This is a genomic window from Helicobacter cetorum, from assembly GCF_900198405.1.
GTDB classification, from domain to species: domain Bacteria; phylum Campylobacterota; class Campylobacteria; order Campylobacterales; family Helicobacteraceae; genus Helicobacter; species Helicobacter cetorum_C.
Window position 1 is genome coordinate 1 of sequence record NZ_FZMR01000040.1, and the last position, 11,771, is coordinate 11,771.

The 11,771-nt window shown below is 35.2% G+C and carries 8 protein-coding genes; 3 read left to right on the top strand and 5 right to left on the bottom strand.

Going from position 1 to position 11,771, the window contains the following annotated elements; genetic code table 11:
• Positions 1–2,841 (bottom strand): hypothetical protein (locus C6H25_RS08310; RefSeq protein ID WP_158653915.1); only part of this gene is annotated, 2,841 nt, incomplete at its 3' end.
• Positions 2,842–3,018: 177 nt separating this feature from the next.
• Between C6H25_RS08310 and C6H25_RS08690 the strand changes: the two genes are divergently transcribed.
• Both C6H25_RS08690 and C6H25_RS08315 read left to right on the top strand, forming a co-directional pair.
• On the top strand, positions 3,019–3,228 hold the full coding sequence (locus C6H25_RS08690) for a hypothetical protein (RefSeq protein WP_158653916.1): 210 nt from the start codon (positions 3,019–3,021) through the stop codon (positions 3,226–3,228).
• Between the two features lie 172 nt (positions 3,229–3,400).
• The gene (locus C6H25_RS08315; RefSeq protein ID WP_104748956.1) at positions 3,401–4,003 is read left to right on the top strand and encodes a hypothetical protein; all 603 of its coding nucleotides are present in this window, start codon (positions 3,401–3,403) and stop codon (positions 4,001–4,003) included.
• Here C6H25_RS08315 and purU read toward each other — a convergent pair.
• Positions 4,000–4,881, bottom strand: a complete 882-nt coding sequence (gene purU / locus C6H25_RS08320) for a formyltetrahydrofolate deformylase (protein ID WP_104748957.1) — start codon at positions 4,879–4,881, stop codon at positions 4,000–4,002. The genes C6H25_RS08315 and purU overlap by 4 nt on opposite strands.
• Before the next feature lie 4 nt (positions 4,882–4,885).
• Complete coding sequence (sppA, locus tag C6H25_RS08325; protein WP_418904565.1) at positions 4,886–5,722, bottom strand: signal peptide peptidase SppA; 837 nt, start codon at positions 5,720–5,722, stop codon at positions 4,886–4,888.
• A 117-nt stretch (positions 5,723–5,839) separates the two neighbouring features.
• Here sppA and C6H25_RS08330 point away from each other — a divergent pair, with 117 nt between their 5' ends.
• Positions 5,840–6,088 (top strand): hypothetical protein, encoded by a 249-nt coding sequence (locus C6H25_RS08330; protein ID WP_104748959.1) that lies wholly within the window; start codon positions 5,840–5,842, stop codon positions 6,086–6,088.
• A 1-nt stretch (position 6,089) separates the two neighbouring features.
• On the opposite strand, the gene C6H25_RS08335 is transcribed toward C6H25_RS08330, so the two are convergent.
• Complete coding sequence (locus C6H25_RS08335) at positions 6,090–10,487, bottom strand: S6 family peptidase (protein ID WP_104748960.1); 4,398 nt, start codon at positions 10,485–10,487, stop codon at positions 6,090–6,092.
• Between the two features lie 136 nt (positions 10,488–10,623).
• Positions 10,624–11,771, bottom strand: a 1,148-nt coding sequence (locus C6H25_RS08340) for an outer membrane protein (RefSeq protein WP_158653917.1), incomplete at its 5' end; no start/stop codon positions are given.

Here is an 11,771-nt window from a genome sequence, read left to right on the forward strand (position 1 = left end):
GGTTTGAGTGTTGGCTTGTTGTTGTTTGTTGGTGTTATGCTGTGAAGAACCGCTATGATTAGTTTTACCACTTGCTATTGGCTGTGGTTTTAACTTATTGTCGTTTTTATCATCATTTTTATGAATGGTTTTAGTATGTGGTTTTTCACTAGAATGACTATGAATAATAGGAGATGTAGTAGCATTAGTGCTAGATATTTCTTCCACACTAATAGAATTATTGGTAAAAGTCTCTTTTAGAGTGATATCTTTACCATTGACATTATCATAGGTTACATCATAGACACCACTTGAAGAAGTTTTATCTAAAGTCCCTGTAACTCCGCCTACTTTAATCAAATCATATTGTGTATTACCATTATAATTGATTGTACCTGTGGTATCTACAACACTATAAACTCTATTTTGAGTTAGAGAATAGCCTAGATTAAGGGTGTTATTTGAATTAAAGGTGATATTGTCCGTATTGGCATTATTGGCATTGGCACTAGAAAAAGGCGAATCGCTAGAATTTAAATTATCTGTGCCTTGAAGCGTAATAGTACCATTGTAAAAGTCATAACTTCCCTTGCCTTTGAAAGTAGTGTTATTGAAGTCTATGTTTAAGGGAGCATTAGGTTTTCTGAATATGTCTTTATTTTTAGCTTCATTTATACCAAAAGTAATGCCACCACCAACACCTGCAATATTCATCGTATTTATAGAAACTTGATTATTAAAGATTGTATCTGTGAAGTTAAGAGTGGTTGTTGCTTTTTTATAAGGATTGCCTGAAGTATAAAACCAAATCAACGAGCTATCTTTATTATTAAAGACTGCATTATTAAAATTACCAATGCTAGTAATCCCTTCAAAATCAAAACTCATAATACTATTATTGCTATTATTAAAATCGTTATGTCCTTTCATATTCATCATTATATTACCTGTTGTATTTCCAAGCATCGTGAAATCTATTTGGCTATAACTAGTATTATTATTAAAGGTGTTATTGCCTAAAAAAGTGGTAGAACCAATAAAATAGTAGCCAATACAATTAGCGTTTTGACTATAAAAACTAGATTCAGAGTTAGACCCACCAAAAAAAGTAATATTTTCAAAAGTATTGGAACTACTGCTAAAAACATATTGACCAAGAGACCCTTGAAAAACAATATTATTAAAGGTGTTACTGCTATGCGCAATAATCTTGTTTACATTTATACTGTCAGTGCTAGTGGACATACCAAAAGCAAAATCATTTATAAGATCTGGACTAGCAAGATAAAAAATCATATTATTAAACTGATTATTAGAGCCATTAAAATTAAGATGAGCTTGAGAGTTAATAGTTCCATTAGAAGTATTAACAGAATCTTTAAAAACTTGATCGTTCTCATAACTGATTGTTTGATTGTTAAGATTTTCGGGGAGCTTATTAGATGATGAATTGCTATTGTTATTTTGAGCTGTTCCACTTGAGTCACTACCATCACTTCTATGGGTTGTGCCCACATCTCCACCATTTGGTTTATTGCCCACTTGCGGTTGAGTTTTTGTAATTTTTTGAGGCTTATTGGGAGATTGATTATTAGAGGGGTTATTGTTGGTATCACTATTAAAGCTAGTTTTCCTACCACCTAGTAATTCAGATTGCAATTGATAAATTTTTAGTTGCTCTTGAGCGTTATCTGTTACCATTTTCTTAGAAATAGCATTTAGTTTTAAGGTTATTTCTTTTTGCTTTTGCATATACGTCTTAAATGAAATGGTCTTATTGCGTAACCCTGCTTCTAATTTTGAAAGTTGAGAACCAAGCGATAAGACTTCTTGGTTTAGTGGTGCAACTTCTTTTACTATTCTTAGGGTTTCTTGAGCGAGAGCTTTTTCTTCTGTATTGCCATTATCAATTACTGCTTGCAAAAACTTTTCTTGACCAATGGAGACAACCGAATCTAATTCTTTGGCATTTTGAATAGTCTCGGTGTTTTGTTGACTCAGCTTTTCAATTTTTTTCTCTATTTGTCCTGCATTTCCTGTTTTTAAACTCTTAGTCAGATTTTTTATTATTTCGTTATTCTTTTGAATAATTTTTTTGCTTTCTGCTTCTTTGACAACAGAGCTTAAATAATCACTCCATGCATTAGCAATGCTTGGTGGCACATATTGAGCAACACCATTCGTATTATTGTCTTTACCCCCACCTAGTAGCTGAGATTGTAATTGATAGATACTTAATTGCTCTTGAGCATTGGGGAGTAATTTAGGGATTAGTCCAACCTCTTTTTGTTGAAGCGTCATTACTTGATTGAATATATTTTTTACTTGCGACAAAGAGTTTGCCTCAGCTATTTGATTATAGAGTTTTGCTAGCTCCTTATTGTATGTTAAGAGCTCTTGGAATGCTGGCATAGATTCTTGTGTAACACTGATAGCTTTTTGAGCAATAATTTTTTCTTGATTATTGCCGTTTTTGGCAACAGATTCCAAAAAGCTTGCTTGACCTTTTTGAAAATCTAGCATAAATATTTTAACGGCACTAGTGTTATTGATTGCTTGATTATTGAGCTTTATTACTTCTCGTCTAAGCTTTTCTAAAGAGTCTCCATTCTCTGTAGTTTCTATAATTTTTTGAAACTGACCTATATGCTCTGAAGTCCTCTGCACAAGCTTTTGTATTTTTGCTACTTGAACAACAGAGTTTAAATAATCACTCCATGCATTAGCAATGCTTGGTGATAGGCTCAATAATTGCGTGGAATACGGATTTGGATAGCTTGCAATAGAGTTAGCCTCTAATAAATTTATGCTACCTAAGAGAGCTACACTACCAATTACTGAAATCAATTTGTTGTTTTTCATTGTCAAACTTCCTTTGAACCTAAACAAAATTAATAAAACTATTTTTTATATATATTTTTAAGTAATATTTTGTGCGTTTAGCACAACAAGAAGTTACATAAGTCTATGTAGGTAATTGGAATAAATAAAGTGTTGGTTTCTTCTTAAGAGAGAGAGAGAGAGAGAGAGACGGAATTTTTGAGATTAATAATCATTTCTTTCACGCTATTGCCTTTTATGGATTTTACTATAACTGAATTATTGGGAATTAAAAAACGACAGAATGATAGCATGTATTTCTTAAAATTGATTAGGTATATGTATTTTCTTAAAAAATTAATTCATTTTGAAAAGGTTTTTTTAAGAGAATTAAACCATAACAAAAGCATTAGAAAAAATCTTTATTGATAAAAATTCTTTAAAATGAATAGGTTAATTGGCAACGCACCCCGTTCAAATCATCTCAATTCATTGTAAAATCAGAACAAATTTTTTTAGACTTTATCTCAAATTGCTTATAATAAGAGAAAAACTTAGAAGCTACTTTGCACTGGTCATTTTACTAAAGAAAAGGATTTTTTTGAGTTGTTTATATCTATTTGCAGGGGTAAATGGTGCGGGTAAGTCTATATTTTATTATAACGCTTTGGAAAATGGGTTTTATTATGGAATGCGTATTAGCCCTAATGAGATTGTTAAAGAGCTAGGCGATTTTGCGGATGCTAAAAACCAAATAAAAGCGACTAAAATTGCCTTAACACTAAGGAATAAATGCTTGAATGAAAACATTTCATTCAATATAGAAACCACGCTAAGTGGGAAAAGCATTCTTAATTTTATCCATAAAGCTAAAATGCAACATTACAAAATCGTGCTTTTTTATGTGGGATTAGAGAGTGTGGAACTAAGCAAACAAAGAATGAAGATAAGGCAAGAAAAAAAGGGGCATTTTATAGCGTTTGATATTTTAGAAAGGCGCTATACAAAAAGCTTTGAAAACTTAAAGAAACTTTTAAAATTATGCGACACCATTTACTTATACGATAATAGTAAGCATGTAGAAAATAGCCAAGCCCAAATCTTTTCACAGCATAATCTCATAGCTACTTTACACCATAGCGTTTTAGAAAACGCCCCCACAAAAGAACTTCAATGGGTTAAAACACTTTTTGAATACCCCTAAAACACGATGGTTTTATTCCCATGCACAAAAACTCTGTCTTCTAAAACGAGTTTTAAAGCCCTTGCTAGAACCAGCTTTTCTACATCTTTACCTACTAGACGCATTTTTTCTACACTATAGTTATGATTGATAGGTAAAGTGTCTTGCAAGATAATAGGTCCTGCATCTAGGCTTTCATTCACAAAATGTGCGGTCGCTCCAATGACTTTCACGCCTCTTTCAAACGCTTGTTTGTAAGGGTTAGCCCCAATGAATGCGGGCAAGAAACTATGATGAATATTTAAAATTTGATTTTTAAAGCGATTGGTAAAATCCTCGCTTAAAATACGCATATATTTTGCTAAAACAAGCAAGTCTATGCTCTCGCCTTTTTCTAGCTCAAGCTGTTTAATCACTTCTAGCACTTCTAATTCGTGTTGTGATTGGTTTTCACAAGGCACATAAAAATAAGGCACATCAAATTTTTCTACTAAAGGGCGTAAAATTTCATGATTAGCAATCACACCCCAAATATTCATCTCTAATTCATTGCCATACACCCTTAAGAGCAAATCTCCTAAGCAATGACTCTCTTTAGTGGCAAGTAAAATCACATTTTTTTTACGACTCAATACTAGTTCAATAGATAATTCTTCAAAACCTTGCAACGCCTTAAACAACGCTATTTTTAAAGACTGCTCTTCTTGTTCTTTATTTTCAGTGCTTATTTCATTTAAAGGCTTTTGGATTTTTAAACGCATAAAAAAGCGTTCTTTCAAAGGCTCTACAAATTCATCGTTTTTGACAATGTTATAGCCCTTATTTGCCACCACAGAGCTAATCGCACTCACTAGACCTTGCTTATCTTTGGCTTGGACTTTTAATACAAATTCTAGCATTTTCTTACCTCATCATTAATCCGCTACCAAGTGCTTGAGTTAAAACATTTGCAACCGATTGCGTGGCTTTTTCAATAAAGCGCTCCATTGTGATTTTTTCTAACCAATGCGCCTCTTTTATTTTGCTTAATTCCATTAAACGAGTCTTAGCCTCTTTTAAAGTGCTGATTCTATCAATAAGTTTTAATTCTAGGGCTTTTTTGGCACTAAACACCTTGCCCTCAGCAAAATTTTTATAGTCTTTTGCTTGAATATTCCTTGCTTTTGCTACATCATTAACAAACATTTGATACTGCTCATCAATCAAATTCTGCAAAAAAGTCTTTTCATTAGCTGTCCATGCCCTTGTAAAAGTGCCTATCTCTTTATACTCGCCCGCATGCACGCCTTGAGTAGCCACCCCTACTTTATTAAGCAAGTTTTCTACATTCGCACTAGAAAAAATCACGCCTATTGAGCCTACTAAACTCGCTTTATTTGCATGCACTTCACTAGCCTCCATGCCCACATAATAGCTCCCACTTGCCATAACACCTTTAGCATAAGCTAAAACGGGCATTTTTTGCTTTAATTCAAGGATTTTTTCACTCAACTCCACGCTTGCAGAAACCGCTCCACCGGGCGAATCAATTAAGAGTAGCACCCCTTTAATACTAGGGGTTTTTAAAATCTTCTCCACTTGTTTTTCAAAATCTTGTGTGCTAAAAATAGGACCATTCAAATAGAGTTTGACAAGATTAGGCGGAGTGCTTGGCTCGCTCTCTTTAGCGTTAAACACAAACAATAAAATCGTCAAAAACACAAACGATTTAAAATACTTGGTGATGAAATCCAAAGGCATAATAACAAACGCCTTAAAAAATTGCTTGATAAAATTCAACAATCACACCCCTAAACTTAAAATTTTTATAAGAGTGTATTATACTTAAACATTATCTTAAAAGCATAAGGAATGCGTATGGCTTGTAAGTTTTGCCCTAAGATTAGAAAAACCGATTGGATATTCATTTTCATTGCAGCGATTGGTTTTTATATCGCAGATAAATTAGAAGAAAAACCCATTCTTACAACTCAAAAAAGTGTTGCTAACACATTCAAGCCTTTATCCAAAAACGCTACCGAAAAAGAAAGAAAAGAGCGTTTTGAAAAATTACAAAAAGCATGCTTATTTGAAAAAGACAAGCAGGCATGCAAAGAAGTGTTTTAGCCTAAAAGCTCCACCCCAAGCTAAACTCGCCCATGGTGTATTTCAAACTTTGCCCAATGCTTGCCCCTAAGAAAAAATGTTGAGTAATCAAATATCTAGCGTTCAAGCTTGCAAACCATTGCAATTTTGCCTTAGCCCCCTTATAGGTAGCGAATAAATCTTGGTCTCTAAAACTTATAGCTTGCGAGTTTTTACCCAAATGCGTGAAATGCGTAACGCCACCTTGAATCTCCATAGAAAATTTATTAGGTGCAAAACGCACAATCGCTTTAGCCCCACTAGAGAACCACTGCCTTTGTGCTTCTTTGGCATGAAAATCTTGTGTGTTAAAAGCGCTGTTATTGTGTTGCTGATAGCCTAAAACCACTTGCCCTATCAACGAAACGCTATTAATTACAAAACGATATTCCCCAGCGATTCTGCTATCCCAAATGCGTGTTTGCCAATCGCCATTTTGCTTAGAATGAAACATTTGAGCGTTAAAATTCCCTTTTTCTTTGAGCTGTGCAAAAGTCGCTTGCCATGCTATGCCAAAGCCTGATTGCTCTTCATCGCTATTATATTGGATAGTGGCTCGCCCCATATACACTCGCCCTGCTTGTCCCCCTACGCCAATTTTAAACCCCCCACTACTAGCATAATGCCCACCAAGATATTGGCTCGCTCCAATATTGCTCGCTCTAGTTTTAGTAAAAACTTCGCTCTTACCCCTTAAAATAGGGTCATTCTCTAATTCAATGACAAACATCACATCATTAGGGTCTCTCAATAACGCTACGCTATTGAAATCTGCATTTGCTCTGTCAATTAGCTGATTCATGCCAGCTTGATTGCGTTGCTGTGCTATTGCCCTAAATTCTCTCTCTATCATTGGGTTATGCGAATTTTGCAAAATATTAAGCCAATGGTGTCTGCTAGAAAGCTTAGAGAGTGCTTTCATAGACAAAGGGTCTTCTGCACTTTTAGTGATAGTCAAAGCGTTATTGTTAAAACTATAAGTATAGTAGTATTGATTAGAAGTATTATCATTAGCGTTAGTGAAAACAACATCTTTAAGCGAGCGATTGTCCGTTAAATTAGGCAGAGAAATCACACTCTGTTCCTCTTGCCCCTCTGCTAGAATTTTGTCTTGGAACGCCTTATCTAGCGTGATATTAACTTGAGCGTTTTCGCCTAAAGTAAGCTTATGACCTCCTAAAGTAGTGGATTTTTCCCCTTGAGTAATATTAAGATTATGGGCTACTTCTGTATTGATAGGTAATATTGAAGTCCCGCTTGCGATATTAAGATTATTGACCAATAAGCTTGAATTGTCATCGCCTGTAATGTTTAAAACTTGCGCGTTATTTTCTATCACGGCCAACGCTTGCAAAGGCATGGCTTGATTAAAATCCTTAAGTTCGCTTTTTAGCACTAGCGTATCCAAATAAGCACGACTATGATTAAGCGTGATGCTTTTTAGATTGTTTAAATGCGATAGGTTTAAGGGGTTATCAAAAACGCTGTTATTTAAAGTAATATTAGCTACTTCAATAGTCCCTAAGCCTTGATTAAAGTTATTCACGCTATCAAAAACAATTTTATCTGCTTTAATGCTCCCCTCTTGCATGCTCAAGCTTTTTTGTATGGTTAAAGTGCCTAAATCATCGTTTTGAAGATTTGTTTTTGTTGTGGAGGCATTAACAATCATTGTCCCCCCTAAAACATTCAAGTTTTTCACGCTCGTTTTTGTGCCATTAAAAGTAGCTGTGCTATTAGCATTTAGAGTTAAGAAATCCGCCTCTAAACTCCCCCCACTCATAGTAAGACTTTTAGGAGCAAAATGGGCTATATAGCTCGTAATATTGGCATTAGTGGCGTTAATAGTGTTGTTAAAACCCTCTGTTTCAAAAGTGTTCTTAACTTCCCCACTCGTTACTAATTGTTGGTATTCAAAGCCATTGTCGGTAGTGTTCTCACCATCAAAAAAATCTGCATAATGGGTTTTATCGCCTAAAATAAGTTTTGAACTATCTTTTAAAGTAATATCGCTTTTTAAATCTGTAGAACTCGCTACTTTTAAGGTCGCTCCATTTTCAACGCTCACGCTTTTGGCGGTGTAAGTGCGTTTATCCCAATCAGGCTGATTTAAAGTGTTTGGGCGAGTAATGTCCATATAGTCAGGCAATTTCTGTGCGATTTCTGTTTTATAAGTTTCAAGCAAACACTGTATTTTGGGGTTTTCATAATAGCGTAAGGGGTTTAAGTTTCCATTTTTTGCCACTTGACACACATCTCTATATTTTTGACCCTCCGGATTATATCTGCTTTCCCTAAAACTCGCATGGGTAGTGGGGTGTGCTTGCAAGATAGTAGTAGCCCCACTACTAATGGTAACTTGATTAACATTAAAGCCCCCATCTAAAATGGTAGTGATTTTATTATTGGCACTAGAATTTGCTTGGGCTTTTTGGGCGTTTATAATGAGATTGAGTTTATCATTATTAGCGTCTTTTTTATCATTCCCTATATGGGCGTGCATGATAACCGCATCTTTAATAATGTCTTTTTCTTTGGGCAATCTTTCTACAAAAATTGGCTTTTGGTCTTTATCAAGCCCCCCTTTTTGATTAATCTCAGGGTTTGCTTTAAAATTTAGAGTGATAGTCGCCTCTTGCGTTGTGCTATCATTGATGATTTTTGCATGGTTGTTGTCAGCAGAAAATTGGCTGAATTCTAGGCTGTTTCCATTCACATCTAAAATCCCTCCGCCTTTAGCAAAAAAGATTTTTTCGCTTAAATTATTGTTGTTATTATTAGTTGCATTTAATTTTAAAGTAGCGTTTTTTCCGGTGATATAGATTTTTTTAAATGCGTTAGCATTGCCTAGTTCTACCATTCCCTCGCCAAAGCGTAAATTCCCCTTAGTTTCATTTTTGACAATGAGTGTGCCTAAACCTACTTTGTGTAAATCGCCCTTTTCAAGCGTGAGATTATTCCAAGTAACACTTGCTTTTTCAGCAATATCTAATCCGGCTAAATCTTTAGCATTCACGCTGTTGTTACCCTTAAGCTCCCATGCACCATTTTCAAAGACTAGACCGGTTCCACTGAGCTTGTCTGTTTCATTTAAAGTTATCGTTCCGCCATTAGCGCTTTTAAAAATATTATCTTTGTTTTTTTCTATATTACTATCGTTTACATTATTCGTTTCAATGGTATTTTCAAATTGCTTTTTATAATCTTCATAATCCACCTTAAGCACCGGCGAATATTTTCCTGCCGAACCTATACTATCGCTCATTTTACCGCTCACACTCGCTTCTGAAAGCACGCCAAGCACGACCCATTCTTTTTTGCTCTCATCATAAGCTACTAAGGCTGAACCGCTATCGCCCTCATCAAAGCCAGCAAAGAAAGGGTTTTTCTTAAAAGAGCCATGAAGAGAATTATTATTATATTCTGTAAAAGCACCAAAAGTTAAAATATAAAATCCCTCGCCCTTAAAGTTTTTATCTGTGATTTTTTGCCCTTTTACTTTAATCATATTAGATGTAACCCCCCATGTTACTATGTTTTTTTCTCGTGAGGAATCTTGTCCTAAGAGCCAAGAACCCCCAGTCCTATTCATATAATTAAGGAAAGCATAACGCACAATGCCATCTTCTTTATCTTTGGAATTGCCATAAAGTTTGCCATTTTTAATGAAGTTTAAGATTCCTGCCCCCGATTCAAAGGCTTGGATATGTGTGCCATCTTTTGTTTTTCTAATGTTATTTACAAGATAGTTGGTAAGTTTTTCACCTAATTTTTTTTGCAAATCAAATCGTGCTTGCTCATATTTTGTTTTTTCGTCTTTTGCATATTCATTAACTTCAGCACTTGGGTCTTTCTCAAACCCTACATCTAAAGGTTTTGAATGCCCCTCTACAATGTATTTTTTGGTGCGCATATACATCGTATCTCGCCCGTAAGTTTTTTGGTGTCCTTCTGCTACTTTTTGAGTGCTGTTAGGGTTTGTGCATGTTTCATCTGTAGCGTAATCAAATTCATAAAAGGTATTACCCCAAGTCCTTACTTGATTAGCAGAATTACCCCTAGATTTATTATTATATGTTTTTTCATCGTTAAATTCTATACACCTTATATGATGAGCGGTTGCTACGATATTACGCCCCAAAGAAATCACATTACCCGCCTCATTTCGTGATGAAAAATCCGGCACGCCCGAAAATTCCGCTTTTATGCCATCCTTACCATCATAAGTAAAATTCTCATTATTAGGGTCAAACTTACCTAGATTTTGCCCAAAGTCCATGTAGTCTCGCCAATAGAAATTGTCTAAATTAAGGGTTTGGGCTAAAAGCTCGCCATCAAGAAGAATGGCTAAAGTGATATAAGATAAAAAACGAGGTTTCATAAATTACCTTTAATAATTATTTATTTATTGTGTTATTTAGTTACATAAATATATTTTTATAACAACAATAACACAAAATAACTAAAAATTAAATAATAAAAAAACAAAAGCAAGCTTGCTTTTGTTTTTTTTAAGATTAGAAGTTAATCATATAGTTGAAATACATAGAGAAGTTTCTCTTATAGAAAACATCTACTGCACCATATTCCCTACGCTCTTTATAGAATTGATTGACAAATAAAGGCACTTTAAAGCCTAGTTCAATCCCACTATGTTTAGCGAAGTTAGTTCTAAAGCCTACTTGAACAGGCATTTGGAAATAGCTTGTATTCATGCTTGCTTTACAGCCTGAAGTAGCGTTACAAGCATCCATTTGACTTTTATAATAGCTTTCTCCTTGCACAAGCCAAGTATCTCCTCCTAGACCAAAGCCAAAGAAAATGCCTGCAGTGTTATAACCATTTTGACTTTCATAGAAGTTAAAGAGGGCATCAAAGCCTACACCATAAGTGTGGTTATTAACTTGACTAGCCCCACTAGCAATGCCTAAGCTAGAACCTACAAAGCTTAAATTAGCATGATTAAAGCTATAGTAAGCATAACTTCTCACACCCCAGCGTTTCTTTTTACCAAAGAAGTGTTTGTATCCTGCCATGACATTTACCCCATACATTTGACCATAGTTGTTGGTGTTGGTGATTTTAGTTGGGGAGTTACGCACTGAAGAGGATTTATCCGCTATGAGAGTGTCAACCTGCTTTTTAACGGCTAATAATTGCTTTTTATTATTAGTGAGTAAGCTCTTGGTGCTATTGAGCGCATCAAGCTTGTTTTGAGTGCTTTGGTCGCCTGCTTGAGATTGAGGGTTAGCTGCATAGCCCTTTTTTACTAAGGGAGCGGGGTTATTACTAGAGCTTAAGCTATTGATTTTTGCGCTGACACTATCAATAGCGGTGTCAATGTCTTTAATCGCGCTATTAAGGCTATCATTAATAGCACCAACTGATGCGCTACCTTTAGCAATCATATCAGCAATGTTTTGCTGGGATTCTTGGGCTAGTCCTACTTGATTAGCGATAGTAGAAGTATCTCCAAATAGATTGCGTAAGTTACCTTTCAAATCCCCTAGACTTTCTGTCATGCTAGTTAGAGCTTGGCCTGTTTGGTTGGGGCGGTTGATTGTTGTGGGGGTTGCAACGCTTTGTGCGTCTTGAACTTGGATTTTCAAGCTGTCAACTTCTTGTTGTGCAGTGGCTACCTTATTTTGTGCTGTTTCTACATTAC